Genomic DNA, 26,886 nt, shown 5'->3' with positions numbered 1-26,886 from the left:
GCCGTCGTCCCCGTCCACGCGGCCTCCGCTCGAGTCGTGATCCCGATGATCCTGTCCTCGGGCGGAGCAGCGCGCTAGCGTCGGGCCATGACCCGTCGACTCGCCCCGGTTCTCGCCTCCGCGCTGCTGGGCCTCGTGCTCGCCGGCTGCGCGTCGTCTCCGACACCGGCGTCGACGCCCGACGCGAGCGCCGCGGCCAGCGCCGGTGACCTGGTCGCGGCAGCGGTCGACATCCGATTCACCGGCGACGCGATGCGCCTCTGCCCGTTCGACGGCGATCCCGGCTTCACCATGGGACCGTCCCCGTGCGAGGACGGGCTCTCCCTCACCGGGATCGCACCCGACGACCTCCGCGCGCAGAGCGCGGCGCAGGGGTTCCGGCCGCGGACCGAGGACGGCGTCGAGACGATCCCCGCCTACGTGGTCGGACGCCTCTCGGGACGCTCCTTCGACTTCGTCAGCGCCGACGGCGAGCGGTACGTCCCCGTGAGCAGCAGCACGCCGACCGCCGCGCCGACTCCGGCTCCGAGCTTCGCGACGGACGAGGAGAAGATCGCCTACTCCGACGCCCAGCCCGTCCCACAGCCCGAGGGCTGCAGCGCTCCGGCGGGCGGCTGGCGGTCGATGGCGGCGCTCGGGCTGCACGAGGCCGCCGCCTACCAGCAGGCGCATCCGCGCACCGTGCTCGGCAACGCGCAGACGTTCGTCGACCACAGCACGCAGATCGCGCTGCTGTCCGTCGCGGCGGACGCCGACCCCGCGGTCGTCGCGGCGGATCTCGCCACGGCCTACCCGGGCGCACTCTGCGTCCTGCAGACGGACATCACCGCCGACGACCTGGACCGCGTCCAGGCCGACCCGGTCCTCGCCGCAGCCGAGACCGTCCTGTCCTCGAGCCTCTGGCAGCCGAGCGAGACGAGCGGCGACGATCCCGACCCGGTCTTCACGGTCCGGATGACCGTCCTCACCGACGAGGCGATCGAACGCGCGGCCGAGTACCCGGACGGACTCGTCGAGCTGCAGGCCTGGTTCGAACCCGTCGTCGACCGCGACGCCTCCTGAGCAGGCCGGCTCAGCCGCAGCGCCTGTACGTCGAGGACCCCGGCAGGCGTGCTGGTGGAGCAACCCCGCAGGGCCCGCGTCCATGCTGGTCGAGTAGCCCCGCCAGGGGCGCATCGAGACCCACGCGCGCAGACGACGGCGGATCTCGATACGCGCGCTCCGCGCGCTACTCGATCAGTAAGAAAGAGTGCACCGACGTCCGGATCCTCGCCCCTTTCATGCTGGTCGAGTAGCCTCGCCAGGGGCGTATCGAGACCCTCGCGTGCAGACGCCGGCGGATCTCGAGACGCGCGCTGGGCCCGCTACTCGATCAGCACGGTTGCTCAGCGCAGCCGCAGCGCCAGGAAGAGGTCGGCGCGGTCGGAGGTGTTCGAGAGGTCGCGCTGGGTCAGCTCCTCGACCCGGGCGATGCGGTAGCGGACCGTGTTGAGGTGCAGGTGCGTCTGCTCGGCCGCGCGCACCCAGGAGCCGCCGCAGTCGAGGAACGCCGAGAGCGTCGCCACCAGCTGCGAGTTGTAGCGCGCGTCGTGCTCGATCAGCCGGCCGAGCACCAGCTCGACGAACACCGCGCGCAGGTGGTCGGGCACCGCGCTCAGCAGCTGCACCGCCGAGGTCACCTCGCCGGCCGTCCCGATCCGCACCGGCGACGCGTCGCCCGGCGCGGACGGCAGCCGCAGCGCGTACCGCGCGGACCGCAGCGCCCCACCGAGCGCGGCCAGCGGACTCGGCGCGCTCACTCCGACCCGCAGCACCGCTCCGTCCAGCGCCGCTCCGGCACGGCGCAGCGCCGCGGTCACCACGGCCAGTGCCTCGTCGTCCGCCACCGGGACCAGCGCCACCGCGCCGTCGACGTCGCGGCCCACGACGGCCCGGCCCAGGTGCGCCACCGCGTCCGTCAGCACCGAGCGCGCGAGGTCGCCGTCGCCGTCCACCGCCGCCGCCAGCACCGCGAACCGCTCGACGCCGCCGAGGCCCAGCTGGCGGAGGTAGACCGCCGTCTCGGGCTGCTCGCTGTCCTCCTCGATCAGCTCGAGCAGCCGGTCGGCGAGCGCCGCGTCTGCGAGCACGGCCGCCTCGCGCTGCAGCCGATAGAGCCCGATGACACCGGTCAGCTCGGTGATCGCGTCGAGCAGAGAGGGGTGCCACTCGTTCCAGTCGCCGGCGACGACGACGAACCACGAGACGGCGCGGTGCTCCTCCGCCCCCGCGATGACGAGGATCGACAGCACTCCTCCGTGCGCGTCCGGCACCGTCACCGGGGTGCGGCGCGACGTGAGGGCGGCGTGCACGACGCGGTCGACCTCGTCGGCGCTCAGCGGGTCCGCGGACGCGGCGGCGGAGCGCCCGGTCGCGGTCAGCACGCGCACCGGCCGCCCCAGCTCGGTCGAGGTGCGCGCGATCAGCTCGTCGAGCAGCTGTCCGCGGTAGACCTCGGTCAGCAGCTGCCGCTGGCGCGCGAGCCCGGCGGTCAGCCGCGCGACACGATCTCCCGCCAGCGCATTGGAGAGGTGCGCGGTAATCGAGGCGAAGGACACGTCGGCCGGCACGGCGAACAGCGCGACGCCGTGCGCGCGGCAGGCGGCGACCAGGTCGTCGGGCACGAAGCCCAGGAGCCCCTCGCCGGCCAGCAGCGCGACGGCGCCGGAGGACGCGACCGCGGACACGAAGGCCTCGCTGTCCTCGGCCGTGCGCCGCCACATCATGCCGGTGAGCACGAGCTGATCGCGCGCCAGGTAGCGGCGCGGGTCGAGCAGATCGGTGGTGAACGTCCAGTTCACCTCGCGGGCGAGCGCCTCCTCGGTGGTGTGCACGGCGCGGATCCGCAGCGACGGCGCGTCGAGGAGCTCCCCGAGCTGCACGCTCAGCTCCCCCGGTAGGTCGAGTAGGCGAACGGGCTCAGCAGCAGCGGGATGTGGAAGTGCGCTGACGTGTCCTCGAGCCGGAACGCGACGACGACCTCGGGGTAGAACGACTCCGTGCCCGAGCGCTCGAAGTACGCGGCGGTGTCGAAGACGACGCGGTAGATGCCCGCGGGCAGCTCCGTCGGGCCGAACTCGGCGACGCGGCCGTCGGCGTCCGTGTACGCGCTCGCGACCGGCTCCCAGCCGGATCCTCGTCGCGCCTCGAGCGCGACCGGCACGTCCCGCGCCGGCCGGCCGAGCACGGCGTCGAGCACGTGCGTCGTGACGTGGCTGCGGTGCGCGCTCATCGGCCCGCCTCCACGACGGCGCCGGTCTCCGGGCCGAGCGCCAGCACCCGCAGCACCGTGATCTCGCGCAGCTGGTCGGCGACGATCCCGCGCTCGGTGTCCTCGTCGAGGCCGAGCCGGCGCTCCAGCTCGGCGACGATCTCGGCGCGGTCGCGCCCGGCCGCGCGGATGAGGAACACCCGCCCGAACCGCTCCTCGTAGGCCCGGTTGCCGGCCAGCAGCCGCTCGGCCAGCGCCTCGTCCGGCGAGAGGCTCGACGCCTGCTCGGCGGCGGAGAAGTCGGAGGAGCGTCCCGCGCCCGCGTGCCGCTCGCCGATCCGCGGGTGGTCGGCCAGCGCCGCCTCCACCTCCTCGGCGGTCAGCGTGCGCGCGCTCGCGTCGGCCGCGGCGGCGAGATCGTCGGTCGAGGTGTAGGGCGCGCCCGCGGCGACCTCGTCGGCCCAGCGCGGGACGGCGAGGCACGCCAGCAGCGCATCGCGGAGGGTGGTGGAGTCGGTCATGCGGTCTCCTCGTCGGCCCGGGTGTGCGGCACGATGGTCGGATGGACGTGGTGGGGGTGGTGCTCGCCGCGGGCGCGGGGCGCCGGGCGGGCGGACCGAAGGCGCTGCGACGCGATGCGGCGGGCGTGGGCTGGGTCGAGCGCGCGGTGGTGCGACTCGGGGCCGCGGGCTGCGGGAGCGTGCTCGTGGTGCTCGGCGCCGGGGCCGAGGAGGCGCGGCCCCTGGTCCCGGAGCGCGCCGGCGTCGTCGTCGCGGAGGACTGGGCCGAGGGGCTGTCGGCCTCCCTGCGCACCGGGCTGCGGGCCGCGCACGGTGACGCCGCCCTGGTGACGCTCGTCGACCTGCCCGACGAGCCCGCCGCGGTCGGCGAGCGCCTGCTCCGCGACTCCCCCGTCGGTCCGGCGGTGCTCGCGCGGGCGACCTACGGGGGTCGCCCCGGTCATCCCGTGCTGCTGGGCAGCGCGCACTGGCGTCCGCTCGCGGAGACGCTCTCCGGCGACTCCGGCGCCCGGGACTACCTGGCGCAGCGCAAAGCGCTCGCGGTGGAGTGCGGCGACCTCTTCTCCGGAGCCGACCACGACGGTCCGGACTGACGCGGTCATCCGAGCCCGCTCTCGTCGAGCGCGTCGCGCAGCGCGCGCCAGGCGAGCGTCGCGCAGACCGAGCGCACCGGGTTCGCGGCGACCAGTAGCAGTGCCGCCTCGTCGCCGAGCGGCTCCCCCGCGACCGACTCCACGGCGCGTCCGGACACCGCGTCGTGCGCGGCCATGGCGGCGAGGAAGGCGGTGACGCGCCCGCGGGCAGTGACCGCGTCGAGCCCGTCGAGCTCGTCCGCGAGCAGCGACGCAGAGCCCTGCGACACCTCGCACCCGCGCCCCGACCAGCCGATCGACAGCGCCGCCGCGCCGCCGGAGACCCGGACCTCGATCCGGTCGCCGCAGGTCGGCGTGAGCAGCTCGGCCCGGCCGAGCACTTCCGTCGGCGCCGTCTCGTCCCGCCCCACCGGGTGCCGCGCGTGCGCCCGGATCAGCTCGGCCGCCTCGGCGCTCACGGCCGCTCCTCCAGCTCCGCCAGCTCGGCGTAGAGCGTGCTGATGCCCGCGATGCGCTCGCGCGACTCCCGCGGCACGGCGCCGAGCACCCCGGCGGCCAGCACGGCGACCGCGCTCATCGCCGCCGCGTAGCTGTCGAAGGCCGCCTCGCTGTCGACGGGGCACTCCAGCCAGACGGCGCAGCGATCCGCGAAGCGCCGCGCGTGCGCGTCGGCGAGCAGCACGACGGGTACCCCGTGCGCGGCCAGCACCTCGACGACGGCCGCGAAGGAGGCGGGCCGCCGCCGGAAGCCGACCAGCACCACCGCGTCCTCCGCGCCGAGCCCCGCGATCTCCTCGCCGAGCGACTGCCCGGGCTGCGGCGCGATCCGCACCCGGGCGCGCGCCTGAGCGAGCTGCTGGCGCAGGTGCAGCGCGACCGGGTAGCTGTTGCGCAGGCCGATCACGACGACCTCGCGGGCGCCGGAGAGCAGTCGCACCGACTCCTCGAGCCGCCCGTCGGCGAAGGTCGTCGCGAGCCGGCGGAGGTTCGCGTGCTCGCTCTCGAGGTGCGCGGCCAGCGCGTCGGCGGGGGCTCCGGCCGACGCCGGGCCGACCGGCACCCCGGAGCTGCGCAGCGCACGGGCGTGCTCGCGCACCTCCTGCGAGTTGGAGAAGCCCAGCCGGCGGAAGAGCCGCGAGACCGTGGCCTTCGAGACACCGCTGTGCTGCGCGAGCTCGGTGGCGGTGTAGCTGGCGAGGTCGCCGAGGTGGTCGAGGATGAAGTCGGCCGCGCGCTGCTCCTGGCGCGACAGCGAGGCGTACCCCGCGTCGATCCGGCGGCCGATGCTCGGTGCGGAGGCGTCGGTGCGGTGCTCGGCGATCGGCGCCGAGGCGGTCACACCCGTCCTGCCCGCGCCTCGGCGAACGCGTGCACCGCCGCCTCGAAGGCGTCCAGCGCGGTCGCGACATCGGCCTCGGTCACGTTCTCCTCGGGGTGGTGGCTGACGCCGCCCTCGCAGCGGACGAAGAGCATCGCGTACTCGGTGAGGTCGGCGATCGCCATCGCGTCGTGCCCGGCCTTGGAGAACAGCACCATCGGCTCCGCATCGCCGGTCGCCCGGATGCCGGTGCGGACGACGTCCTGCAGCCAGTCGGCCGCGACGACGGCAGGCGCCCCGTGCGTCTCCTCGACGGTCAGCGCGAGCCGGCGGCGGCGGGCCGTCTCCGACATCGCGTGCTCGATCCCGTCCCAGACGGTGTCGCGGACGTCGTCGAACTCGGCGCGCAGGTCGAGCGAGAACTCCACCCGGCCCGGGATCACGTTGACCGCGCCCGGGAACGCCTCCAGGCGGCCGACGGTGGCGATCGCGCCGTGCTCGCGGGCGATCCGCTCGACGGCGAGCACGGCCTCGGCGGCCCCGGTCAGGGCGTCGCGGCGGCGGTCGAACGGCACGCCGCCCGCGTGGCCGGCCTTGCCGGTGAGGGTCAGCGCGAAGCGCCGGGCCCCGGCGATGGAGGAGACGACGCCGAGCGCGCGGTCCGCCTCCTCCAGGTACGGGCCCTGCTCGATGTGCGTCTCGAGGTAGGCGAGGACGTCGGCGGCGTCGCGCGCCGCGGTCGAGATGCGCGAGGGGTCGAGGCCGAACTCGTGGAACGCCTCGACGAGGGTCGTGCCGTGCGCGTCCTCCAGCTCCCACCAGTGCTCGTCCCAGGTGCCGGCGACCGCGCGGGAGCCGAGCAGGGCCGTGCCGAAGCGGGTGCCCTCCTCGTCGCCGAACGCGACGACCTCGACGGCGAACGGCAGCCGCGTGCCGGCGGCGTTCAGCCGGGAGACGACGGCGATCGCGAGCATCACGCCGAGGATCCCGTCGTAGCGCCCCGCATCGGGCACGGTGTCCAGGTGCGAGCCGAGCAGCAGCGCGGGCAGCCCCGGCGTCGCGCCCTCGTAGCGGCCGCACTGGTTGCCGGCCGCGTCCTGCCAGGTGCGCATGCCGGCGTCCTCCATCCAGCGCGCGGCCATCGCGTTGACGCGGGCGTGCTCGGGAGAGAGGTAGACGCGCTCGATCGCGCCGCGGGTGCTCGACACCGCGGCGAGCTCGTCGCAGCGCGCCATGATCGCGGCGGCGTCGACGACGCTCACGCCGCGCCTGCCCGTGCGGAGTCGTAGACGCCGTACGCGCCCGCGACGCCGCCGCCCGGAGCGACGGTCGCGCCCGCGCGGCGCAGGACCGCCTCGAGCGCGGCGAGGGTCGTCAGCACCGTGTCCTGGCGGGCGTTGTAGCCCATGGTGCCGATCCGCCAGACCTTGCCGTGCAGCGGACCGAAGGAGGTGCCGATCTCGATGCCGAAGTCCTCCAGCATCGCGCCGCGCACCGCGTCGCCGTTCACGCCGTCCGGGATGTGCACCGCGACGACGTTGTTCATCTTGTGCGCGAGGTCGCCGAAGACGCGGAGGCCGAGCCCCTGGACGCCGGCGAGCATCGCCGAGCCGTGCAGCTCGTGGCGCGCGATCGTGGTCTCGAGGCCCTCCTCGACGATCAGCCGGGCGCACTCGCGCGCGCCGTAGAGCATCGTCGTGGCCTCGGTGTGGTGGTTGAGCCGGCGCGGACCCCAGTAGTCGAAGACCATGCCGAGGTCGAAGTAGTTGGAGCGGACCGGGTGCGCGCTGACCGCGTCGCCCTCGTCGCGGATCCCGGCCTCGATGCTCTTGCGCGCCTCGATCACGGCGACGGCGCGCTCGGAGAAGGTGACGGGAGCGGAGCCGGAGGGCCCACCGAGGCACTTCTGCAGGCCGGCCGAGACGGCGTCGAGGCCGAGCTCGTCGGCGCCGAACGCGTTGCCCGCGAGCGACGCGGTGACGTCGGTGTAGAACAGGACGCCGTGCTTCTCGCAGATCGCGCCGAGCTCCTCGAGCGGCTGCGCCATCGTCGTCGACGTGTCGCCGTGCACGACCGCGAGGACCTTCGGGCGCACGCGCTCGATCGCCTCGGTGATGACCGAGACCGGGAACACCTGGCCCCACTCCGCCTCGATCACGTGCACCTCCGCGCCGCAGCGCTCGGCGATCTCGCGGAGCAGGTGGCCGAAGCGGCCGAAGACGGGCACGAGCACCCTGTCGCCCGGCTCGAGCATCGAGACGAGCGCCGCCTCGATGCCGGCGCGGCTGGTGCCGTCGACGAGCATCGTCTTCTCGTTCGAGGTGGCGAAGACGCGGCGGTAGAGCTCCTGCGTCTCGTTCATCATCGAGGTCATGAACGGGTCGTACTGGCCCACCAGCTGCGCCGACATCGCGCGGAGCACCCGCGGATCGGCGTTGATCGGGCCGGGGCCCATCAGCAGCCGGGGCGGCGGGTCGATGGGGAGGAACGTCGAGATCGCGGGCGCGGTCGGGATGGGAGCCACCTTCTTCGCAGTCGGACGTGCAGAGAAAAACCTGTTTCAGGTCACGAGCCTACTGCAACAGACGTTTCGCCCATGTTTCGGCGTGGGAGGGTCCACCGGGAAGAGACGCCCGCAGCCTGTGCTGGTCGAGTAGCCCCGCAGGGGCGTATCGAGACCCACCACCGCATGCACGTCGGCCTCTTCCCCGCCCTGCGATGGCGCCGGAGGCGCCCCCTCCACTCGATACGCCCGCTCCGCGGGCTACTCGATCAGCATGGGTGGAGTCCTCCACCATCGTCGAAATGCTCTGCTCCGGGGCCCTCCTACCCCAGCACTTCCGCCGCCAGCTCCAGCAGTACCGGATCCGCCCCGCGCGGCCCGACCAGGCACAATCCAACCGGTCGCCCGCCGACGCTCAGCCGCGGCACCGACAGCGCCGGATACCCGCCGATCCCCGCGAGACAGGTCAACCCGAGAGTCGCCGTCCGCGCCGCATCGATCACCTCGGCCGACGCGTCGAGCGCCGGCGCGACCGACGACGCCGACGGCAGCAGCAGCACCCGTCCGGCCAGCGCCGCGTCGAGCCGCTCGCGGAACCCCGCGACCCGCTCCCGCGCCGCCGCCTCGGTCTCCGCGTCGATCCGCGCCGCCGCCTCGAACCGCCCCTGCACGTCCGGCGCCAGCACGCCCGGGTGCGCGGCGACCCAGGCACCGTCCGACGCCCACGCCTCCGCCGCCTGCACGAGACGGAACGCCTCGAACATCTCCGCCACCGGCGGCAGCTCGATCCGCTCGGCCCCGAGCCCGTCGACCACCGCCGAGAACGCGGCTGCGACCGGCGCGTCGACCCTCTCGAGCAGCGCGTCGCAGACGACGAACCCGTCCGCAGGCGCCTCCGCAGGCCCGGTCAGCGCGACGCGCGCCACCCGCCGCAGCACCTCGAGATCCCGCGTCAGCCACCCCACCGTGTCGAAGCTCGGCGCGAGCGGCAGCAGCCCCTCGACCGGCACCGCTCCGTGCGTCGTCCGCAGCCCCCAGAGTCCCTGGTACGACGCCGGCACGCGGATCGACCCCGCCGTGTCCGTGGCGAGCCCGATCGACGCCTGCCCGAGCGACACCGCGGCGGCGGGTCCGCTCGAGGAGCCGCCCGGGATCGCCCCCGGCACCGCCGGGTTCGACGGCGTCCCGTAGCCGGAGTTCCGCCCCGCGATGCTGTACGCGAACTCGTCGGTCTGAGCGATCCCGCGCACCGACGCTCCCGCACGCAGCAGCATCGCGACGGCGGGCGCGGTGGATCGCTCGACCTCGGCCTCCGCCAGGCGCACGGGGATCCCGGCGCCGATCCGCTGCCCCTCGATCGCGAACAGGTCCTTCACCGCCACGTCCAGCCCGTCGAGCGGCCCCGCCGCGGAGGCGGGTACGAGCGGCGCCCCGACCGCCCGCCACACCCGCACGTCGAGAGCCGGCGCGGGCGCCTGCACCTGCGCGGCGCGCACCCGCCACACTCCGGAGTCCCGCGTCCACAGCTGCGTCACCAGCCCGCGCGCGCCACGAGCCGGCAGGTTCACTGTCACGACCAGCGCGTCGTCCGCCCCGAGGGCCCGCACGTGCAGCTCGGCGAGCGCTCGCGGCGGCGTCCCGCCCCGCCGCCCGCGGAACCCGGTGATCGCGTCGTGCCCCACGAGCAGCCCGGAGGCGTCCCCACGGAGCGTCGTCGGCTTGCGGACGAAGGCGTCGGCGAGCGCCGGCACGTCGTCGGCCGCCAGCGCGGACTCGTAGGCGAGCACCGCGTCGACGAGCCCGTCGGGCAGCTCCCCCTCCAGCGTCGTGACGCGCGGATCGGCGCCGTGCTGCTCACTCATCGAAGTCCGCCGTCCGCACCCGGGCGTGCACGCCCTTCACCAGGTCGACGACCTGCGAGATGTTGAAGTCCGTCGCCGCGCTGAGGTACGCGTAGGCGAGGCTCGCGTCCATCCCGTAGCGGGCCTGGAGCAGCGCGATCGCCGCCCGTACGCAGTTCTGCACCGCGACGTCGAGGTCCTCGTCCATGCCCGTCGGCACCAGGAACTCGGCCGTCTCGCCGAGCGGCCCGGCGATCTCGCCGAACGCGGCGAGCGCCTCCGCCCGCGGGATCACCTCGAACCGCACCCGCACCCGCAGGCTGGCCTCCATCGCCGTCAGCGCGACCTCGCCGTCGCCCTGCGCGAAGTGCGGGTCCCCGACGTAGGCGAGGGCCTCCGGCACCTGCACCGGCAGGTACACGCTCGTGCCCGCCGTGAGCAGCGAGATGTCGATGTTGCCGCCGTGCGCACCCGGGGGCACCGAGTGCGGCCGCTCGTCGCCCGCCACCGCGACCCCCATGATCCCGAGGAACGGGTGCAGCTCGAACCGCGCCGAGCGCTCACCGCCCGGGGTCAGCGGCAGCACGCCCCGGCGGATCCCGTCGGCGCCCTCCTCCACGCGGGCGAACGCGCTGAACGACCCCGCGGCCAGCGGGTACTCCCCCGGCAGCGCGCCGCGCCCGTGCCGGTTCGAGATCACGCCGTACGGGACGCGCGGCTCGGCCTCGAGCAGCGTCATCCGGAGCAGGTCGCCGGGCTGCGCGCCGCGCACCGCGATCGGCCCGGTCACCACGTGCGGCCCGTCGACGGCGGTGTCGCGGAAGGGCCCGTCCGCGGCGAGCTCGATCGCGTCGCGCAGCACCCCCTCGGGAGCCACACCGTGCGCCCCGAAGAACGCGACGGGATCGCGCCCCTGATCTTCCAGGATCCCCTCGTGGCTCAGAGTGTCGACGACCACATCAGCACCGGAGTCCACGGTGAGCACCGCCCGGTCGCTCGCGCACGGTAGCCGCCCCCACAGCACCGATCCCGGCCCGGCCGGCAGGTACTCGACCCCCTCCGGAAGCCCCTCCCCGGGCTGCACCGCCCACACCGCCGGCTGCTCCTGCGCAGGCCGCCCCTGCGCGTCCCGCCTCTGCACGTCCTGCACGATGGCCGCCTCTCCGCGCGGGCCCGCCCCGCACTCCGTCCGACAGTAGCGGCGCCGTGTTGCGCCCTCGTGTCCCGGCCGCCCGCCGCATCCATGGCAGTATCGGCCCCGCACCACCCTCGCTCCCTCCCGCGAGATGCCACTTGTGCACGCGACACGCCGATGGAGGTGCGCACAAGTGGCATCTCGCGGTACCCGCCCCTCCCCTCCGACGACAGGACCCCCGTGTTCCGACGCCTGCGCACGCGCACCGACAACGTCCACCTCGGCCTCATGCTCGCCCTGACCTTCTCGACCGGCATCATCGACGCCGTCGGCTACCTCGGCCTCGACCGGGTCTTCACCGGCAACATGACCGGCAACGTGGTCATCCTCGGCATGGCGCTCGCCGGCGCCGACGACCTCCCCATCGTCGGCCCGATCATCGCCCTCGCCGGCTTCATGCTCGGCGCCGCGATCGGCGGCCGCGTCCTGCGCCCGGTGAAGGCCGGCTGGACCACCCGCTCCTCCTGGCTCTTCACCGTCGTCGGCCTGCTGATGGCCGTGCTCGCCGTCGTGCTCGGCGTCGTCCCCGAGCACCCCGAGCCCCTGGCCCTCACCGTCACCGGCGTCCTGGGCCTCGCGATGGGCCTCCAGGCCGCGACCGCCCGCCACATCGCGGTCAAGGACGTCACCACTGTCGTCGTCACCTCGACCATCACCGGCCTCGCCGCCGACTCCCGCCTCGGTGGCGGCAAGGGCCAGCCCTGGTTCCGCCGCGCCACCGCCGTCGTCCTGATCGCCGCCGGCGCCGGAGTCGGCGCCCTGGCCCTGAACGTCGGCCTCTGGCTCGGCCTCGCCATCGCGGCCGCGATCACCCTGATCGCCTCGCTCCTCGGCCACCTCATCGCCCACGTCAAGCACGCGACTCCCGCGGAGGAGAAGGCCACCGCCTGACCCGGCCCCGCCCGTTCAGCCGAGCAGGCCGACGCAGAACATCAGCCAGGAGTCCTGCTCATCGCCCCTCAGCGATGACCTGCCACCTCAGCTGCTGTTCTGCAGCGGCTCCTCCGCCGAAGGCAGCGCCGACCGGACCTGCGGCCGCGTCGCTCAGTGCGGCGGCCGCTGGCAGTGCGGGCAGAGGTGCGACGAGCGGTTCATGAACGGCACGCGGACGATCGGCTCGCCGCAGCGCGGGCATGGCTTGCCGGTCTGGCCGTAGGCGTGGAGGCTGTGCGAGAAGTAGCCGGAGGCGCCGTTCACGTTGACGTACTGGGCGTCGAAGCTGGTGCCGCCCTCGGCGAGGGCGCGCTCGAGCACCGAGCGGACCTCGGCGAAGAGGCGGCGGATCCGCGCCTCGGTCAGCGACGAGCTCGGCGTCTCGGGGTGCAGCTCGGCCGCCCACAGCGACTCGTCCGCGTAGATGTTGCCGATGCCGCTGACCAGCGTCTGATCGAGCAGGGAGCGCTTGATGCCGCTGTTCCGTCGGGCCAGCACGCCGAGGACGGCGGAGAGGTCGAAGAACGGGTCGAGCGGATCGCGGGCGATGTGCGCGACCTGCGAGGGCACGGCCCGCAGCCAGTCGCCGTCGACCGCGTCGTCGCCGGCGTAGCCGCCCGGAGCGCCGTCCGCGGTGGGAGCCAGCGAGTCGATCGCCATCGAGCCGAAGATCCGCTGGTCGACGAAGTGCAGGGCCAGCTCGCCGTGCTCCGGATGCTCGATGCCGATCCGGATGCGGGTCAGCTTCGCGAGCGCGGCGTCGGCCGTCCGCAGCAGCACCTGCCCGCTCATTCCGAGGTGCACGAGCAGCGCCTCGTCGCGCCCGGCCGGCAGCCAGAGGAACTTCCCGCGTCGCACCGCGCCGCGCAGCCGCCGCCCGACGAGCAGCCCCTCGAACGAGCCGAGCGGGTGCACATGGCGCTTGAGCGAGCGCTCGTCGACGATCTCGACGCTCGTCACCAGCGAGCCGGTGACGGCGGGAGCGAGCCCGGCCCGCACCACCTCGACCTCGGGCAGCTCGGGCACGGTCAGCCCTCGATCGGAGCGGCCGGCGCCGCGGGGGCGACCGGCTCACCCGGAGCCGTCGCCGAGAGGCGCGTCCAGGCGTCCAGGGCGGCGGCCATCTCGGCCGCCTTCTTGCTCGTCCCCTCGCCGCGCGCGGTGACCAGCCCGCCGACGACGACGGTGGCGACGAAGACCTTGCTGTGGTCCGGTCCGGTCGCGGCGATCTCGTAGCGGGGCGCGGGCGCGCCGCGCTCGGCCGCCGCCTCCTGGAGGCTCGTCTTCGGGTCCATCGAGACGCCGAAGCGCAGCGGATCCGCGGTCAGCGGGGCGATCAGCCGCAGCACGAGGTCGCGCGCGGCGTCCGGGCCGGTGCCGAGATAGACGGCGCCGATGATCGCCTCGACGGTGTCCGCGAGGATCGACGACTTGTCGCGGCCGCCGGTCATCTCCTCGCCGCGGCCGAGGCGGAGGTGCTCTCCGAGGCCGATGCCGCGGGCGATCTCCGCGAGAGCGACGGTCGAGACGAGGCTCGCCCGGCGCTTGGCCAGGTCGCCCTCGCTCAGCGCGGGGTACTCGGTGTAGAGCATGACCGTCACGGCCTGCCCGAGGATCGAGTCGCCGAGGAACTCGAGGCGCTCGTTGTGCGGGAGGCCGCCGTGCTCGAAAGCGAACGACCGGTGCGTCAGGGCGAGCTCGAAGAGCTCACCGTCGAGGCTCACGCCGAGCGTGGCCTCCAGACGCGACCGGTCGTCGCTGGAGGGTGTGGCAGAGGTCTGGTTCACCATGGACCGCACGGCTCGTGCCGCGGAGCGACGCGGAGCCGGAGGGACTGGATCAGACGTTCGCGACCTTGCGGCCCTTGTACTCGAGGAACAGCGCGGTGCCCGCGGAGTCCTCGACGACCTTGGCGCGGTGCGGGAGGCTGTAGACGGTCTTGCCGTTCTCGACGGTCTTCACCAGGGGCGGGACCTCCGCCTTCCACTGCGAACGACGAGCGTGGGTGTTCGCGCGGGACTTCTTCCTCTTGGGAACAGCCATGATTCTCTCTTCTCTAGCTCGGTCGGATCAGGCGGGGCTGATCAGGTTCGGTCGTCTTCGGTGCGCGGCTCGGCGCCGGCACCACTGTCTGCGGAAGCTCCGGGCGCTGCGGCCCCACCGGTCCCCGACTCGCCCAACCCGGCGAGCGCGGCCCACCTGGAGTCGCGCGGAGCCTCGGGCTCGGTCACGGAGGACTCGGCCAGCCGCTCCCCCGTGACAGGGTCGAGGCCCGGACAATCCGGCCGGCACACCGGCTGGAACGGCAGCGACAGCACCACCGCATCCCTGACCAGAGGTTCAAGATCCACGTGGTCGTCGTGAACCTCATAGTCGAAAGCTTCGTCAGAAGAGTACGCGAAAAGTTCCTGGAACTCGACATCGACAGGCAGGGAGATGTCGGTGAGGCAGCGGCTGCACTCGCCGACGGCCTCGGCGGACACCTGGACGCTGGCCAGAATGCCCTCGTGCACGGACTCGATCCGGACGTCGAGATCGAGCGGCGCGCCCTGGCGGACGGCGACGATGCCCTCGCCGAAGGCCTCGGGCGCCTCGAGGTCGAGACGGTGCTCGCGCATCTCCCCCGGGCGGTTCACGATGTCGCGCACGTTCACGGTGAACGGCGTCTTCTTGAAAGTAGTCACGAGGATCGAGCCTAGTCCCCCGCGCCACGCCCGGGCGGAGGTCGCCCGGATCCCGCGCTCGCCCCACGCCCTCACTCCTCAAAGTTGCGGGCGAGTACGCAAAAGTTGCGGTAGCCGGGATCGACTACCGCAACTTCTGCGGAATGGAGAGGGTGGTCAGTGGGAGGGGGACGCGTCAGGCGCCGCCCGCCTCCAGCGTCACCTCGATCGGCTCGTAGTCGGCGCCGCTGGTGTCGACGCCCTCGTCCGCGAGCTCGGCGAGCGCCTTCTCGACGTACTCGTTCGAGTAGGCGGTCTCCGGCGGGTCGTCGCTGATGATGGTCGCGCCGGTCTCGTTCTCCGTCGTCTTGGCGATGTCGACCGTCTGGTCCCAGGCGGCCTCGTCGATCATGCCGACACCGTTCGTGGAGGGCCAGATCAGCTTGTTGACCTCGTTGGTCATCCAGAGCTGGTGGCTGGTGCCGAGGGTGGAGCCGGCCGCGGTGACGATGTCCGCCGCCTCCTGCGGGTTGTCCTTCGCGTAGATCCAGCCCTTGATCGACGCCTTGATGAAGGCGACGGTCTGCTCGGCGTAGGCGTCGTCGCTCGAGAGCTTGTCCGCGTCGGCCCAGATCGCGTCCTGCAGCATCGCCGTGCCGACGTCGTTCCAGCTGATCACGTTGAGGTCGTCGGGCGTGTAGAGCTCGCCCGTGGCCGGGTTCGTCGACTCGAGGACCTGCGCGTACTCGTTGTAGGTCATCGCCTGCGCCGCGTCGATGTCGCCCGCGAGGAAGCCGTTCATGTCGAACTGCTGCTGCACGAGCGAGATGTCGTCGAGCGCGACCCCGTCCTTCTGCATTCCGGCGAAGAGCTCCCACTCGTTGCCGTAGCCCCAGCTGCCGACCTGCTTGCCCGCGAGGTCGGCGGGCGAGGTGATGCCCTTGTCCTTGAACGAGATCTGCGTGGTGGCGCTGCGCTCGAAGATCTGGGCGACGTCGGTGATGTTCGCGCCGTTCTCGATCGAGCCGAGCACCTTCGGGACCCAGGAGATCGCGTAGTCGGCGTCTCCGGAGGCGAGGACGTCCTGCGGGACGATGTCGCCGCCGCCCTCGGCGATGGTCACGTCGAGGCCCTCGTCCTCGTAGTAGCCCTGGTCGACGGCGGCGTAGTAGCCGGCGAACTGGGCCTGGGCGACCCACTGGAGCTGCAGTGTCACGGGCGTGAGATCGCCCGAGTCCCCCGAGCCTCCGGAGCCGGTGTCACTGGTTGCGCTGCAGCCGGTGAGCGCGAGGCCGACGGCGGCGATCCCCGCCGTGGTCGTCATCGCGATGCGCGTGCGTCTGTTCACTGTTCCTCCTGGTGCGGTGCGGTGCGGGATGCGGCCCGGGCGGGCCGTCAGTGCCGTGGAGCGGATGGAGCGGTGGAGCGGATGGAGCCGTGGTGCGGATGGAGCGAGTGCCGTGGTGCGGGTGGTGCGTTCGGGTGGTGCCGAAGGGCCCGCCGACGCGAGCCGGCGGGAGCGGGGGGACGCGCGCCTCAGCGCGCGTGGCTGCGCCGGAGCGCGAGCGCCTCGAGGCCCGCGGTGACGCAGTAGAAGACGAGGCCGACGAGCACGGCCCCGAGCACGTAGGCGTAGGCGAGCGCGTAGTCGCTGCCCGACGCCGCCGAGGTGATCGACTTGCCCAGGCCCCCGATCGGCCCGCCGAAGTACTCGGCGACCAGCGCCGAGATCACGGCGAGCGAGGAGGCGATCCGCAGCCCCGTGAAGAAGAACGGCACCGCCCCGGGCAGGGTGATCGTCCGCGCCGTCTGCCACGGGGAGGCGGCGTAGGCGCGCATCAGATCGCGGTGCACGGGTGCCGCCTGACGCAGCCCCCTCAGCGTGTTGACATACACCGGCACGAAGACCGCGAGCGCCGCCACGAGCTGCCGGGCCGTCTCCACGTTGGCGCCGAACATCGTGTAGAGCACGGGGGCGAGCGCCACGATCGGCACGACGGCCGCCGCCGCGACGATCGCCGCCACCAGCCCGTCGAAGACCCGCACCAGCGCCGACACCCCGGCGACGAGCACCGCGAGCACCGCCCCGGCGACCAGCCCGATCAGCGCGTTGCCGCCGGTCACCCGGCTCCCGGCCAGGACCGAGCCGGCGTTCTGCGCGAACTCCGCCCCGATCGCGAGCGGAGACGGCAGCACGAACGGCTGCACGTCGAGCGCCGTGACGCCGACCTGCCAGAGCAGCAGCGCCGCGATGCCGAGCACGAGCGGCGCGACGACCGCCCGGGCGAGCGCGGGGCTGCTCACCGGTTCTCCACCCCGCGCGGCACCGCGGCGGCGTCGCCGTGCAGCAGCTCGCGCACGGCGCCGACGTCCGAGAAGAACGCCGCGTCCTCGCGCACCCCCGCTTCGCGCTCGGAGGAGTCGGGCAGTGCGATCCGCAGCACGTCGCGGATCCGGCCGGGTCGCGGCGACATCACCACCACGCGGTCGGAGAGGAACACCGCCTCCGGGATCGAGTGCGTCACGAAGACCACGGCGGCCCCCGTCTCGCTCCGGATGCGCAGCAGCTCGGTCTGCATCCGCTCGCGCGTCATCTCGTCGAGGGCGCCGAAGGGCTCGTCCATCAGCAGCAGCCGGGGGCTCTCGGCGAGGGCGCGCGCGATGGCGACCCGCTGCTGCATCCCGCCGGAGAGCTGGTCGGGGTAGGAGTCGGCGAAGTCGCCGAGCCCCACGAGCGCCAGCAGCTCGTCGACCCGCGACCGGCGAGCGGCGGTGCCCACGCCGTGCAGCTCGAGCGGCAGCGCGATGTTCGCGCGGATGCTCCGCCAGGGCAGCAGCCCCGCCTGCTGGAAGGCGATCCCGTACTCCTGGTCGAGCCGCGCCTGCCGCGCCGTCTTGCCGAACACCGAGATCGAGCCGGAGGTCGGCTCGTCGAGGTCGGCGATCAGGCGCAGCAGCGTCGACTTGCCGCAGCCGGAGGGCCCGATCAGCGACACGAACTCCCCCGCGGCGATCTCGAGCGAGACGGTGTCGAGCGCGGTGACGCTCGTGCTCTTCTTCGTGGTGAACGTCTTCGTGACGGAGTCGACGACGACGGCCGGTTCGGCAGCGCTCATGCGGGCTGCTCCCCTCTGCGGAACGGACGGAGGGCGGTGCCGATCAGGCCGACGACGCCGGCGGCCGCGAGGCCCACCAGCACCGCGCCCAGGATCGGCGCCCAGGGCTTGGCGGGGTCTCCCCCGGCGGAGGAGGCGAACTCGATGATCATGCGGCCGATGCCGCCGCGCAGGCCGATCGAGACCTCGGCGACGACGGTGCCGATCACGGCGCTGACGGCACCGAGCCGCAGCGCCGGGAGGAGGAACGGCACGCTCGCGGGCAGGCGCAGCCGCAGCAGCGTCTTCCACCAGCCGACGCCGTAGACGCGCATCAGCTCGACCTGGTGCGCCGACGGCGCGTTCAGTCCGCGCAGCGCGCCGATCGAGACCGGGAAGAAGGCGAGGTAGGAGGCGATCAGCGCCACCGACATCCAGTTCTCCCAGGTGAACGCGCCGAGCTCGAGCTGCGAGCCCCAGCGGCGCACCAGCGGCGCGATCGCGATCAGCGGCACCGTCTGGCTCAGCACGATCCACGGCAGCACCGCCGACTCGGCCGTGCGGAAGCGCTGCATCAGCACGGCGAGCAGCAGCCCGACGACCACGCCGACGACCCAGCCCACGGCCGCGACCCCGAGCGAGAAGGCGCTGGCCTGCAGCACCGCGAGCCAGAGCACCGGCGCGTCGCGGGCGCCGGTGATCGGCTCCCCGAGCCGGCCGGCGATCTCCCAGAGGTGCGGCATCGCGATGGCGCTGGTGCGCGGGAGCACGGTGACGCCGCCGACGACGACGCCGGTCTCCGGCCCGAGGGCCTTGTAGACCTCCCAGAGCACCGCGAGCAGGAGCAGCCCGGCCGCGCCGAGCAGGACCCCGCGCGTCGCGGCCGGCGACCTCATGCCTTGGCCACGATGTGCGGGCCGAGGGCCGGGATGACGCGCTCGCCGTACACGCGCAGCGTCTCCTCCTTGTTGTCGTGCTGGAGGTAGCCGGCGAACTGCGTGACGCCGATCTCGGCGAGCGCCGTCAGCTTCGCGATGTGCTCGTCGGCGGTGCCGAGGACGCAGAAGCGCTCGACGATCTCGTCGGGCACGAACGCGGTGTGCGAGTTGCCGGCCCGCCCGTGCTCGTTGTAGTCGTAGCCCTCGCGCCCGGCGATGTAGTCGGTCAGCGCCTGCGGGACGGCGCCGCTCGTGCCGTAGCGGCCGACGATGTCGGCGACGTGGTTGCCGACCATCCCGCCGAACCAGCGGCACTGGTCGTACATGTGCGCGCGGTCGGTCCCGATGTACATCGGCGCCGCGACGCAGAACTGCAGCGACTCCGGATCGCGGCCGACGTTCGCCGCCGCGTCCTTCACCGTCTGGATCATCCAGCGCGCGATGTCGAGGTCGGCGAGCTGCAGGATGAACCCGTCGCCCGTCTCCCCCGCCAGCTTCAGCGCGAGCGGCCCGTAGGCGGCGACCCACATCTCCAGCGAGGAGCCGCGGCTCCACGGGAACTGCAGGGTCGAGCCGTTGTACTCGACCGAGCGGCTGTTCGCGAGCTCGCGGATGACGTGGATCGACTCCCGCAGCGTCTTCAGCGTCGTGGGAGCGCCGCCGGTGACGCGGACGGCGGAGTCGCCGCGGCCGATGCCGCAGACGGTGCGGTTGCCGTACATCTCGTTGAGCGTCGCGTGCAGCGAGGCGATGACGGTCCAGTCGCGGGTCGCCGGGTTGGTGACCATCGGGCCGACGGTGATCCGGTGGGTCCTCTCGAGGATCTGCGAGTAGATGACGTACGGCTCCTGCCAGAGCAGGTGCGAGTCGAACGTCCACGCGTAGTCGAAGCCGTAGGTCTCGGCGAGGACGGCGAGTGCGACGGTGCGCGAGGCGGGCGGGTTGGTCTGGAGGACGACTCCGAAGTCCATGGGGCTTCCTTCGTTGCGGTGGGAAAAAGAGGACTTCAGGTCAGATCAGATACTGCGAGAGACCTCGCTTGATGTATTTGCCGTCGCCCTTGGTGCCGATGTAGTCGCCGGAGTCGACGACGACCTTGCCGCGGGAGATCACGGTGTCGACGTGGCCGTCGATCTCGAAGCCCTCCCAGGCGGAGTAGTCCATGTTCATGTGGTGGCTGCGGCCCTCGCCGATGCCGATCGAGGTGTGCCCGTTCGGGTCGTAGACGACCACGTCGCCGTCGGCCCCGGGCTGGATCACGCCCTTCTTCCCGTACATCCCGAACATCCGCGCCGGAGTGGTCGAGGTGAGCTCGACCCAGCGCGGCAGCGAGATCTGCCCGGACACGACGCCCTGGTACATCAGGTCCATCCGGTGCTCGACCGAGCCGATGCCGTTGGGGATCTTCGAGAAGTCGCCGACGCCCATGTCCTTCTGGCCCTTCATGCAGAAGGGGCAGTGGTCGGTGGAGACCATCTGGATGTCGTTGGTGCGCAGCGACTGCCACATGTGGTGCTGGTGCCCCTCCGCCTTCGAGCGCAGCGGCGTCGAGCACACCCACTTCGCGCCCTCGAAGCCCGGTGCGCCGAGCTGCTCCTCGAGCGAGAGGTAGAGGTACTGCGGGCAGGTCTCGCCGAAGACGTTCATCCCGCGGTCGCGGGCCTGCGCGATCTGCTCGACCGCCTGCTTCGCCGACACGTGCACCACGTAGAGCGGCGCGCCGGTGAGGTCCGCGATCATGATCGCCCGGTGCGTCGCCTCCTCCTCCGCCTGCCACGGCCGCGAGGTGCCGTGGAAGTAGGGCGAGGTGTTGCCGGCGGCGAGCGACTGCTTCACCAGCTCGTCGATGATCGCGCCGTTCTCGGCGTGCATCATCATCATCGCGCCGTTCGAGGCGCCCTTCTGGAACGCCCGCAGGATCTGCCCGTCGTCCGAGAGGAACACGCCCTTGTAGGCCATGAAGAGCTTGAAGCTGGTCACCCCCTCGTTCATCAGCTCGTCCATCGCCACCAGGGACGAGTCCTGCACGTCGGAGAGGATCTGGTGGAAGCCGTAGTCGATCGCGCAGTTCCCGGCCGCCTTCTCCTGCCAGGCCTGGTAGCGGTCGACGACGCTCTCGCCGGGGTACTGCACGACGAAGTCGACGATCGAGGTCGTCCCGCCCCAGGCCGCGGCCCGGGTGCCGGTCTCGAAGGTGTCCGAGGCGAAGGTGCCGCCGAACGGCATCTCCATGTGCGTGTGCGCGTCGATCCCGCCGGGGATGACGTACTTGCCGGCCGCGTCGATCACGCGGTCGACGTTCGCCGCGAGGTCGAAGCCCAGCAGCGTCGAGCCGGGCGCGAGCACCGCGGCGATGGTCTCGCCGTCGATCAGGACGTCGGCGGTGGCGGTGCCGGTCGCGTTGACGACCGTGCCGTTCGTGATGAGGGTCTTCATCGATGCTCCTCGGTGGTTCCGGTGCTGCGGCGGTCGCGCGGTCGGGTCGTCAGCGGTCAGGGCTTCGGGATGCTCGTGTACGAGTCCGGACGGCGGTCGCGGTAGAACTGCCAGTCGTCGCGCATCTGCTGCACCATGTCGAGGTCGAGATCGCGGATCAGGATCTCCTCGCTGTCACCCGAGCCGCGCTCGCCGACGAAATCGCCGCGCGGGTCGATCACCTGGCTCGTGCCGTAGAAGTCGACGGCCAGCTCGCCGTACTCGTTGTCCTCGCGGCCGACCCGGTTGGGCTGGAGCACGAAGTAGCCGTTCGCCACGGCGGCGCACGGGCCCTCCACCTCCCACAGCCGGTTCGAGAGGCCGGGCTTGGTCGCGTTCGGGTTGAACACCATGTGCGCCCCGTTCAGGCCCAGCTCGCGCCAGCCCTCGGGGAAGTGCCGGTCGTAGCAGATGTAGACGCCGACCTTGCCGACAGCGGTGTCGAAGACCGGGTAGCCCAGGTTGCCGGGGCGGAAGTAGAACTTCTCCCAGAAGCGGTCGAGGTGCGGGATGTGGTGCTTGCGGTACTTGCCGAGGATCGTGCCGTCGGCGTCGACGACCACGGCGGTGTTGTAGTAGACGCCGGTGATGTCCTCCTCGTAGATCGGCAGGATCATCACCGTGCCGAGCTCCTTCGCCAGCGCGGCGAACCGCTGCACGATCGGGCCGTCGGCGGGCTCGGCGTAGCGGTAGTACTTCTTGTCCTCGGTGATGCCGAAGTACGGGCCGTAGAACAGCTCCTGGAAGCAGACGATCTGCGCTCCCTGGGCGGCGGCGTCGCGGGCGAACTGCTCGTGCTTGTCGAGCATCGACTCCTTGTCGCCGGTCCACGTGGTCTGGGTGATCGCTGCGCGGACGATGGTCATCGGTACCTCCATGCTTCGGTCGGCCCGGTCGAGGCTCCGCCGAGGTCCCACGAGACGCGGGAGGCGGGGCCGAGGGGCCGTGGTCTCACTGTGGTCCGCGCGAGGGTCGAAGGCAATGACCGCTTCCGCTCCGTGCGCCGGACAGGGGTTCATCGTCGTCCTCCGACGTTTCCCGGGTGTTTCCGGCGCGGATCCGCAGCATTAAGGCGCCGGTCCTTCGGAATCCGCGGTGTCCACGGTCCGCGGTAGCGTCGACGGATGCGCATCACGATCCTGGCCGGCGGCGTCGGCGGCGCCCGTTTCACCTCCGCGGTGCGCGAGCACCTCCGCGACCTCGAGGCGGCCGGCGGCGGTCCCTCCGAGATCACGGTCGTAGCCAACACCGGCGACGACATGTGGCTGACCGGCCTCAAGGTCTGCCCCGACCTCGACTCGCTCACCTACGCGCTCGCCGGTGTCAACGACACCGAGCGCGGCTGGGGCCGGGCCGGCGAGAGCGAGCGCGTCTCGGCCGAGCTGACCGCGTTCGGCGTCGGCTGGCCGTGGTTCACCCTCGGCGACCTCGACATCGGCACGCACCTCGCCCGCACCTCGATGCTGCGGGACGGGCTGACCCTCTCCGAGGCCACCGAGCGGATCACCGCGCGCTGGCCGCTCGGCGTCCGCCTGCTGCCGATGTCCGACTCCGACGTCGAGACCCACGTCGAGGTCGACCTGCCCGGCGAGGGCGTCCGGCTGCTGCACTTCGAGGAGTGGTGGGTGCGGCTGCGCGCGTCGGTGCCCGCCCGCCGGTTCGTGCAGCAGGGCGTCGAGGAGGCGCGTCCCGCCCCGGGCGTGCTCGAGGCGATCGCCGACACCGACGCGGTCCTGATCGCGCCGTCCAACCCGGTGGTGTCGATCGGGACGATCCTCGGCGTGCCCGGCATCGCGGAGGCCGTGCGGACCACCTCGGCTCCGGTCGTCGGCGTCTCGCCGATCATCGGCGGCGCCGTGGTGCGCGGCATGGCCGACCACTGCCTGCCCGCCATCGGCGTCGAGACCTCGGCGGAGGCGGTGGGTCGGCACTACGGCGCGCGCTCCACCGGCGGCCTGCTCGACGCGTGGCTGGTCGGCGAGGAGGACGCGGCGGCCGTCGGCGCCCTCGACGGCACGGGACTGCGCGTCCACTCGGTCCCGCTCTGGCTCCGCGACCGCGACAGCTCGACGCGGCTCGCGGCCGACGCCATCGCCGCAGCCCGCGCCTGACCACCGCCGGACACGCGCCACCGACCGGCGCCTCCCAGCCTCGGGGGCCAGGCTGGCAGCACCCCTCACCGCACCATCGAAAGGACCACCCATGCCCGGAGCCCTCGTCCTCGCCGGAGGCGGCCTCGCCGGAATCGCCTGGGAGCTCGGCATCGTCCGCGGCCTCAGTGACGCCTCGCCCGAGGCGGCCCGCCTCCTCCTCGACCCCTCGACGACCCTGATCGGCACCTCGGCCGGCTCCGCCGTCGCCTCGCAGCTGAGCACCTCCGTCGGCCTCGACGAGGCCTACGAGTCCCAGCTGCGCGAGGAGTCCGCCGAGATCGGCGCCGTCGTCGACGTCGAGCGCCTGCAGGCGAGCTACGCCGCCGCGATCGAGGGCGCGACCTCGCCCGAGGACGCCCGGCGCCGCATCGGCGTGCTCGCCCTCGAGACCGCGACCCTGTCCGAGGAGTCCCGCCGCGACGTCATCGCCGCGCGGATCGCCGACGCCGACTGGCCCGAGCAGCGCCTCCTGATCACCGCGATCGAAACCGCCACCGGAGCGCTCGCCGTCTTCGACCGCACGAGCGGCGTCGGCCTGGTCGACGCCATCGCCGCCAGCTGCGCGGTGCCCGGTGTCTGGCCGCCGGTCAGCATCGACGGCGTCCGCTACATGGACGGCGGGGTGCGCTCCGGGAGCAACGCCGACCTCGCCGCGGGCGCCGACTGGGTGGTCGTCATCACGCCGATGCCCGGCATCGGCTCGCCCGGTGTCGGCACGCTGCCCACCGCCGAGCTCGAGGCACTGTCGGGCTCGCGCGTCGAGGTCGTCTACGCGGACGAGGCGTCGATCGCCGCCTTCGGCCCGAACTCGCTCGACCCCGAGGTCCGCCCCGCCGCCGCGCAGGCCGGCCGGGCGCAGGGCGCGCGGATCGCCGCCCGGATCGCCGCACTGGTCGGCGCGGACGAGCCGGCCCGCGCCTGACCGGCGCCCGCGTCGCTCCTCCTCAGCGCTTCACGCCGTAGCGGAGGAACACCGTTCCGTCCGCGAAGCTGCGCTGCTGCCGGAGCTCGAGGCGGCTGCGGAAGCCGTGCGGGAGGAACGGCGTTCCGCCGCCCACCGCGATCGGCGCCACGTACCAGCGGATCTCGTCGACCACGCCGGCCAGGAGCGCCTGCGCCCCGAGGGTCGCACCGCCGACGGAGACGTCGTGCGGCTTCGAGCGCACCTCCTGCGCCACGCCCACCGGATCGAACGTCCGCTCGAGCCGGGTGCGGCGGGTGCGCACGGCGGGCAGGGTCGTCGAGTAGACGACCTTGTCGGCCGCGCGCCACATCTCCTGGAAGTCGTGGATGAAGGCGAACTGCTCGGCGAGCTCGTAGCCCGCGTCCCAGCCGCGCATGGTCTCGTAGATCCGGTGGCCGTAGAGGTACGTGCCCACTCCGGTCTCGGTCTCGTTGATGAAGCGGTGCACCTCGGGGCGGGGCGTGGCCCAGCTGAAATCCCCGGTCTCGTCGACGGTGTAGCCGTCGATCGAGGCGACACCGCTGTAGACGAGCGCGCCCACAATGGCCTCCTCTGCAGCCGGCTTCGGGTTCCGACCACGCCCGCGAGGGTAGGCGTGAGAGCGCTCCAGCGCAACGGCTGCCGGAGAACAGTCGCCGAACGACGGCCGAGCGGCGGGGGCGTCCCCCTCAGGGCTCAGTGGCGGCTGCTGAGCAGCGCCAGCACATCGGCGTGGCGCCCCTCGGCCTCGGCGTCGCGGAGGAAGCGCACCCGGTCCACGAGCACCTCCTCCACCTCCGGCTGCGTGGCGAGGATCCGCACCGTCTCGTCGAGGAACTCGTCCAGCGGCATCGCGCTCGGGTCGTCCTGCTGCCCCATCAGCGTCGTCTGCACGGCCGGCGGCACCAGCTCGATCACCTGCACCGGAGTCTCCGCGAGCTGCGCCCGCAGGCTCTGCGTGTAGGAGTGCACCGCGGCCTTGGTCGCGCTGTAGGTCGGCGTCGCCGGCAGCGGCACGAACGCGAGTCCCGAGGACACCGTCATCAGCACCCCGTCCGGCTTGGCGGCGATCCACGGCGTGAAGGCCGTGAGGGTGCGGATCGTGCCGAGCAGGTTCGTCTCGACGATGGCGGCGGCGGTCTCGAGGTGCCCCGAGTCCTGCAGGTCCTCCGGCAGCATGATGCCGGCCATCGTGACGACGACGTCGAGGTCGGGGTGCTCCCGAGTGACCGTCTCGACCGCGGCGGCGATCGACTCCGGGTCGGTGACGTCGATCACGACCGAGTGCGAGCCGGGGTGCGCCGCGGTGAACTCGTCCAGCAGCTCGCTGCGGCGACCGCCGAGGATCACCGTGTTCCCCGCGTCGAGGAAGCGCTCGGCGAGGCCCCGGCCGATGCCCGAGGTCGCGCCGGTGATCAGGATGGTGCTGCCCGTTGTCTTCATGTCGTCTCCTTCGTCTGCCCGGGCTGTCCTGCCCGGCCGGACTCCACCGTCCCCCGGCCAGGCGCGGGCCGGAAGGGCTGGACGATCCAGGGATCGTCGCTCCCTGGTCCGCGATGCGCGCGGACCGGCAGGATGAGCGCATGGACCGACCTGCGCTCGCTGAGTTCCTCCGCGGCCGACGCGAGCGGCTGCAGCCGTCCGACGTCGGCATGCCGCCCGGAGCGCGCCGCCGCACCGCGGGCCTGCGCCGAGAGGAGATCGCCGCCGCCGTCGGCATGTCCGCCGACTACTGGTCGCGGCTGGAGCAGCAGCGCGGACCGCAGCCGTCCGAGCAGATGCTCACCGCGATCGCCCGCGGGCTGCGCCTGGACCTCGACGAGCGCGACCACCTCTTCCGGCTCGCCGGGCAGACCCCGCCCGCCCGGCACCGGCGCGACGAGCACGTCTCCCCCGGGCTGCTCCGCGTGCTGGACCGGCTGGACGACACTCCCGCGCTGGTGATCACCGAGCTCGGCGAGACCCTCGTGCAGAACCGCCTGGCCCGTGCCCTCTTCGGCGACGGCGACGCCTGGACCGGCCTGGACCGCAGCGGCATCCACCGCTGGTTCGCGCACCCCGACGAGGCTCGCCGCAGCTACCCCGAGCGCGAGCACGAGCACCAGGGGCGGATGCAGACCGCCCAGCTGCGCTTCGCCGCCGCGGCACCCGACGCCGACCCGCTGGCCGGGCGGATCATCGCGTCGCTGCTCGGTCGGAGCGAGGAGTTCCGCCGCTACTGGGAGCTGCAGGAGGTCACGGCCCGCTTCGAGGACCACAAGACCCTGCGCCACCCCGAGGTCGGCGAGATCGACGTCGACTGCCAGGCCCTCTTCACCGAGAACCAGGCGCAGGTGCTGCTGGTGCTCACGCCGCGTGCAGACTCCCCCGCCTCCGCCGAGGCCCTCCGGCTGCTCGGCGTCGTCGGCGACCAGCGGCTGACGCCGTCGGCGTAGGGCCGGTGTCGACCGGGCGGGTGTCCGCGA

General features: G+C 73.0%; 28 protein-coding genes. 6 read left to right on the top strand and 22 right to left on the bottom strand.

Going from position 1 to position 26,886, the window contains the following annotated elements; all coding sequences use genetic code 11:
- The first annotated feature begins 87 nt into the window (after window positions 1–87).
- Complete coding sequence (locus tag EDF36_RS05245; RefSeq protein WP_123732156.1) at window positions 88–1,062, top strand: hypothetical protein; 975 nt, start codon at window positions 88–90, stop codon at window positions 1,060–1,062.
- 323 nt (window positions 1,063–1,385) lie between these two features.
- Here the strand turns inward: EDF36_RS05245 and EDF36_RS05240 are convergent, their stop codons facing one another.
- The 3 genes from EDF36_RS05240 to uraD are packed head-to-tail and all read right to left on the bottom strand — an operon-like array spanning window position 1,386 to window position 3,771.
- Window positions 1,386–2,921, bottom strand: a complete 1,536-nt coding sequence (locus EDF36_RS05240) for a helix-turn-helix domain-containing protein (protein ID WP_123732155.1) — start codon at window positions 2,919–2,921, stop codon at window positions 1,386–1,388.
- A gap of 2 nt (window positions 2,922–2,923) precedes the next feature.
- Window positions 2,924–3,271 (bottom strand): hydroxyisourate hydrolase, encoded by a 348-nt coding sequence (uraH, locus tag EDF36_RS05235; protein ID WP_123732154.1) that lies wholly within the window; start codon window positions 3,269–3,271, stop codon window positions 2,924–2,926.
- Window positions 3,268–3,771: a 2-oxo-4-hydroxy-4-carboxy-5-ureidoimidazoline decarboxylase gene (gene uraD / locus EDF36_RS05230; RefSeq protein WP_123732153.1), complete on the bottom strand. Its 504-nt coding sequence runs from the start codon at window positions 3,769–3,771 to the stop codon at window positions 3,268–3,270. The genes uraH and uraD overlap by 4 nt, the downstream gene beginning before the upstream one ends.
- A 41-nt stretch (window positions 3,772–3,812) precedes the next feature.
- On the opposite strand from uraD, the gene EDF36_RS05225 reads away from it, so the two are divergent.
- A complete protein-coding gene (locus tag EDF36_RS05225; RefSeq protein WP_123732152.1) occupies window positions 3,813–4,364 on the top strand; it encodes an NTP transferase domain-containing protein in 552 nt (183 codons plus the stop codon).
- Window positions 4,365–4,369: 5 nt separating this feature from the next.
- On the opposite strand, the gene EDF36_RS05220 is transcribed toward EDF36_RS05225, so the two are convergent.
- The 6 genes from EDF36_RS05220 to EDF36_RS05195 all read right to left on the bottom strand — a co-directional run bounded on the left by EDF36_RS05220 (window position 4,370) and on the right by EDF36_RS05195 (window position 11,167).
- Window positions 4,370–4,822: an iron-sulfur cluster assembly scaffold protein gene (locus EDF36_RS05220; protein WP_123732151.1), complete on the bottom strand. Its 453-nt coding sequence runs from the start codon at window positions 4,820–4,822 to the stop codon at window positions 4,370–4,372.
- Complete coding sequence (locus EDF36_RS05215; RefSeq protein ID WP_260300532.1) at window positions 4,819–5,703, bottom strand: MurR/RpiR family transcriptional regulator; 885 nt, start codon at window positions 5,701–5,703, stop codon at window positions 4,819–4,821. Before EDF36_RS05215 ends, EDF36_RS05220 begins: the two co-directional genes overlap by 4 nt.
- Entirely contained in the window at window positions 5,700–6,944 is a 1,245-nt protein-coding gene (locus EDF36_RS05210; protein WP_243586621.1) for an allantoate amidohydrolase, read from the bottom strand. The genes EDF36_RS05215 and EDF36_RS05210 overlap by 4 nt, the downstream gene beginning before the upstream one ends.
- Window positions 6,941–8,137, bottom strand: a complete 1,197-nt coding sequence (locus tag EDF36_RS05205) for an alanine--glyoxylate aminotransferase family protein (protein ID WP_123732430.1) — start codon at window positions 8,135–8,137, stop codon at window positions 6,941–6,943. The genes EDF36_RS05210 and EDF36_RS05205 overlap by 4 nt, the downstream gene beginning before the upstream one ends.
- A 371-nt stretch (window positions 8,138–8,508) precedes the next feature.
- On the bottom strand, window positions 8,509–10,047 hold the full coding sequence (locus EDF36_RS05200; protein WP_123732150.1) for an AtzH-like domain-containing protein: 1,539 nt from the start codon (window positions 10,045–10,047) through the stop codon (window positions 8,509–8,511).
- Window positions 10,040–11,167, bottom strand: a complete 1,128-nt coding sequence (locus tag EDF36_RS05195) for an acetamidase/formamidase family protein (RefSeq protein ID WP_221181612.1) — start codon at window positions 11,165–11,167, stop codon at window positions 10,040–10,042. Before EDF36_RS05195 ends, EDF36_RS05200 begins: the two co-directional genes overlap by 8 nt.
- Window positions 11,168–11,401: 234 nt before the next feature.
- On the opposite strand from EDF36_RS05195, the gene EDF36_RS05190 reads away from it, so the two are divergent.
- A complete protein-coding gene (locus tag EDF36_RS05190) occupies window positions 11,402–12,112 on the top strand; it encodes a YoaK family protein (protein WP_311316374.1) in 711 nt (236 codons plus the stop codon).
- Window positions 12,113–12,265: 153 nt separating this feature from the next.
- On the opposite strand, the gene mutM is transcribed toward EDF36_RS05190, so the two are convergent.
- The 11 genes from mutM to EDF36_RS05135 all read right to left on the bottom strand — a co-directional run bounded on the left by mutM (window position 12,266) and on the right by EDF36_RS05135 (window position 22,191).
- A complete protein-coding gene (gene mutM / locus EDF36_RS05185) occupies window positions 12,266–13,180 on the bottom strand; it encodes a bifunctional DNA-formamidopyrimidine glycosylase/DNA-(apurinic or apyrimidinic site) lyase (protein ID WP_123732147.1) in 915 nt (304 codons plus the stop codon).
- 2 nt (window positions 13,181–13,182) lie between these two features.
- Complete coding sequence (gene rnc / locus EDF36_RS05180) at window positions 13,183–13,944, bottom strand: ribonuclease III (protein WP_123732146.1); 762 nt, start codon at window positions 13,942–13,944, stop codon at window positions 13,183–13,185.
- Window positions 13,945–13,993: 49 nt separating this feature from the next.
- A complete protein-coding gene (gene rpmF, locus EDF36_RS05175) occupies window positions 13,994–14,197 on the bottom strand; it encodes a 50S ribosomal protein L32 (RefSeq protein ID WP_123445680.1) in 204 nt (67 codons plus the stop codon).
- 41 nt (window positions 14,198–14,238) lie between these two features.
- A complete protein-coding gene (locus tag EDF36_RS05170) occupies window positions 14,239–14,838 on the bottom strand; it encodes a YceD family protein (protein ID WP_397459890.1) in 600 nt (199 codons plus the stop codon).
- Window positions 14,839–15,013: 175 nt separating this feature from the next.
- Window positions 15,014–16,165: an ABC transporter substrate-binding protein gene (locus EDF36_RS05165; protein ID WP_260300531.1), complete on the bottom strand. Its 1,152-nt coding sequence runs from the start codon at window positions 16,163–16,165 to the stop codon at window positions 15,014–15,016.
- 188 nt (window positions 16,166–16,353) lie between these two features.
- Window positions 16,354–17,121 carry an ABC transporter permease gene (locus EDF36_RS05160; RefSeq protein ID WP_123703193.1) on the bottom strand — a complete coding sequence of 256 codons (768 nt, stop codon included), beginning with the start codon at window positions 17,119–17,121 and terminating at the stop codon, window positions 16,354–16,356.
- Window positions 17,118–17,933: an ABC transporter ATP-binding protein gene (locus EDF36_RS05155; protein ID WP_123732145.1), complete on the bottom strand. Its 816-nt coding sequence runs from the start codon at window positions 17,931–17,933 to the stop codon at window positions 17,118–17,120. Before EDF36_RS05155 ends, EDF36_RS05160 begins: the two co-directional genes overlap by 4 nt.
- Window positions 17,930–18,808: an ABC transporter permease gene (locus tag EDF36_RS05150; RefSeq protein ID WP_123732144.1), complete on the bottom strand. Its 879-nt coding sequence runs from the start codon at window positions 18,806–18,808 to the stop codon at window positions 17,930–17,932. The genes EDF36_RS05155 and EDF36_RS05150 overlap by 4 nt, the downstream gene beginning before the upstream one ends.
- Window positions 18,805–19,821, bottom strand: coding sequence for a TIGR03842 family LLM class F420-dependent oxidoreductase (locus tag EDF36_RS05145; protein WP_123445675.1), 1,017 nt, complete (start codon window positions 19,819–19,821; stop codon window positions 18,805–18,807). The genes EDF36_RS05150 and EDF36_RS05145 overlap by 4 nt, the downstream gene beginning before the upstream one ends.
- Before the next feature lie 40 nt (window positions 19,822–19,861).
- On the bottom strand, window positions 19,862–21,286 hold the full coding sequence (hydA, locus tag EDF36_RS05140) for a dihydropyrimidinase (protein ID WP_123732143.1): 1,425 nt from the start codon (window positions 21,284–21,286) through the stop codon (window positions 19,862–19,864).
- 56 nt (window positions 21,287–21,342) lie between these two features.
- A complete protein-coding gene (locus EDF36_RS05135) occupies window positions 21,343–22,191 on the bottom strand; it encodes a nitrilase-related carbon-nitrogen hydrolase (protein WP_123732142.1) in 849 nt (282 codons plus the stop codon).
- Window positions 22,192–22,449: 258 nt separating this feature from the next.
- Between EDF36_RS05135 and cofD the strand changes: the two genes are divergently transcribed.
- Together cofD and EDF36_RS05125 are read left to right on the top strand one after the other, a co-directional pair.
- A complete protein-coding gene (gene cofD / locus EDF36_RS05130; protein WP_123732141.1) occupies window positions 22,450–23,436 on the top strand; it encodes a 2-phospho-L-lactate transferase in 987 nt (328 codons plus the stop codon).
- 91 nt (window positions 23,437–23,527) lie between these two features.
- A complete protein-coding gene (locus tag EDF36_RS05125; protein ID WP_123732140.1) occupies window positions 23,528–24,400 on the top strand; it encodes a patatin-like phospholipase family protein in 873 nt (290 codons plus the stop codon).
- 22 nt (window positions 24,401–24,422) lie between these two features.
- Here the strand turns inward: EDF36_RS05125 and EDF36_RS05120 are convergent, their stop codons facing one another.
- Window positions 24,423–24,983, bottom strand: a complete 561-nt coding sequence (locus EDF36_RS05120; protein WP_123732139.1) for a dihydrofolate reductase family protein — start codon at window positions 24,981–24,983, stop codon at window positions 24,423–24,425.
- A gap of 134 nt (window positions 24,984–25,117) precedes the next feature.
- Window positions 25,118–25,864, bottom strand: coding sequence for an SDR family oxidoreductase (locus tag EDF36_RS05115; RefSeq protein ID WP_123732138.1), 747 nt, complete (start codon window positions 25,862–25,864; stop codon window positions 25,118–25,120).
- Window positions 25,865–26,004: 140 nt separating this feature from the next.
- Between EDF36_RS05115 and EDF36_RS05110 the strand changes: the two genes are divergently transcribed.
- Window positions 26,005–26,856 carry a helix-turn-helix transcriptional regulator gene (locus EDF36_RS05110; RefSeq protein ID WP_123732137.1) on the top strand — a complete coding sequence of 284 codons (852 nt, stop codon included), beginning with the start codon at window positions 26,005–26,007 and terminating at the stop codon, window positions 26,854–26,856.
- Window positions 26,857–26,886: the final 30 nt, after the last annotated feature.

It is taken from the genome of Rathayibacter sp. PhB152, assembly GCF_003751395.1.
Lineage (GTDB): Bacteria > Actinomycetota > Actinomycetes > Actinomycetales > Microbacteriaceae > Rathayibacter > Rathayibacter festucae.
The sequence above is the reverse complement of the archived record's forward strand: the minus strand, read 5'-3'. Positions and strand labels throughout refer to the sequence as shown.

What these genes read in the sequence shown, in the direction of transcription:
- uraD (WP_123732153.1), bottom strand. Translation starts at nt 3,771, where the DNA reads ATGACCGACTCCACCACCCTCCGCGATGCGCTGCTGGCGTGCCTCGCC.
- EDF36_RS05200 (WP_123732150.1), bottom strand. Translation starts at nt 10,047, where the DNA reads ATGAGTGAGCAGCACGGCGCCGATCCGCGCGTCACGACGCTGGAGGGG.
- rnc (WP_123732146.1), bottom strand. Translation starts at nt 13,944, where the DNA reads ATGGTGAACCAGACCTCTGCCACACCCTCCAGCGACGACCGGTCGCGT.
- EDF36_RS05115 (WP_123732138.1), bottom strand. Translation starts at nt 25,864, where the DNA reads ATGAAGACAACGGGCAGCACCATCCTGATCACCGGCGCGACCTCGGGC.
- EDF36_RS05145 (WP_123445675.1), bottom strand. Translation starts at nt 19,821, where the DNA reads ATGGACTTCGGAGTCGTCCTCCAGACCAACCCGCCCGCCTCGCGCACC.
- EDF36_RS05110 (WP_123732137.1), top strand. Translation starts at nt 26,005, where the DNA reads ATGGACCGACCTGCGCTCGCTGAGTTCCTCCGCGGCCGACGCGAGCGG.
- rpmF (WP_123445680.1), bottom strand. Translation starts at nt 14,197, where the DNA reads ATGGCTGTTCCCAAGAGGAAGAAGTCCCGCGCGAACACCCACGCTCGT.
- EDF36_RS05135 (WP_123732142.1), bottom strand. Translation starts at nt 22,191, where the DNA reads ATGACCATCGTCCGCGCAGCGATCACCCAGACCACGTGGACCGGCGAC.
- EDF36_RS05150 (WP_123732144.1), bottom strand. Translation starts at nt 18,808, where the DNA reads ATGAGGTCGCCGGCCGCGACGCGCGGGGTCCTGCTCGGCGCGGCCGGG.
- EDF36_RS05205 (WP_123732430.1), bottom strand. Translation starts at nt 8,137, where the DNA reads ATGGGCCCCGGCCCGATCAACGCCGATCCGCGGGTGCTCCGCGCGATG.
- hydA (WP_123732143.1), bottom strand. Translation starts at nt 21,286, where the DNA reads ATGAAGACCCTCATCACGAACGGCACGGTCGTCAACGCGACCGGCACC.
- uraH (WP_123732154.1), bottom strand. Translation starts at nt 3,271, where the DNA reads ATGAGCGCGCACCGCAGCCACGTCACGACGCACGTGCTCGACGCCGTG.
- cofD (WP_123732141.1), top strand. Translation starts at nt 22,450, where the DNA reads ATGCGCATCACGATCCTGGCCGGCGGCGTCGGCGGCGCCCGTTTCACC.
- EDF36_RS05225 (WP_123732152.1), top strand. Translation starts at nt 3,813, where the DNA reads ATGGACGTGGTGGGGGTGGTGCTCGCCGCGGGCGCGGGGCGCCGGGCG.
- EDF36_RS05155 (WP_123732145.1), bottom strand. Translation starts at nt 17,933, where the DNA reads ATGAGCGCTGCCGAACCGGCCGTCGTCGTCGACTCCGTCACGAAGACG.
- EDF36_RS05125 (WP_123732140.1), top strand. Translation starts at nt 23,528, where the DNA reads ATGCCCGGAGCCCTCGTCCTCGCCGGAGGCGGCCTCGCCGGAATCGCC.
- EDF36_RS05245 (WP_123732156.1), top strand. Translation starts at nt 88, where the DNA reads ATGACCCGTCGACTCGCCCCGGTTCTCGCCTCCGCGCTGCTGGGCCTC.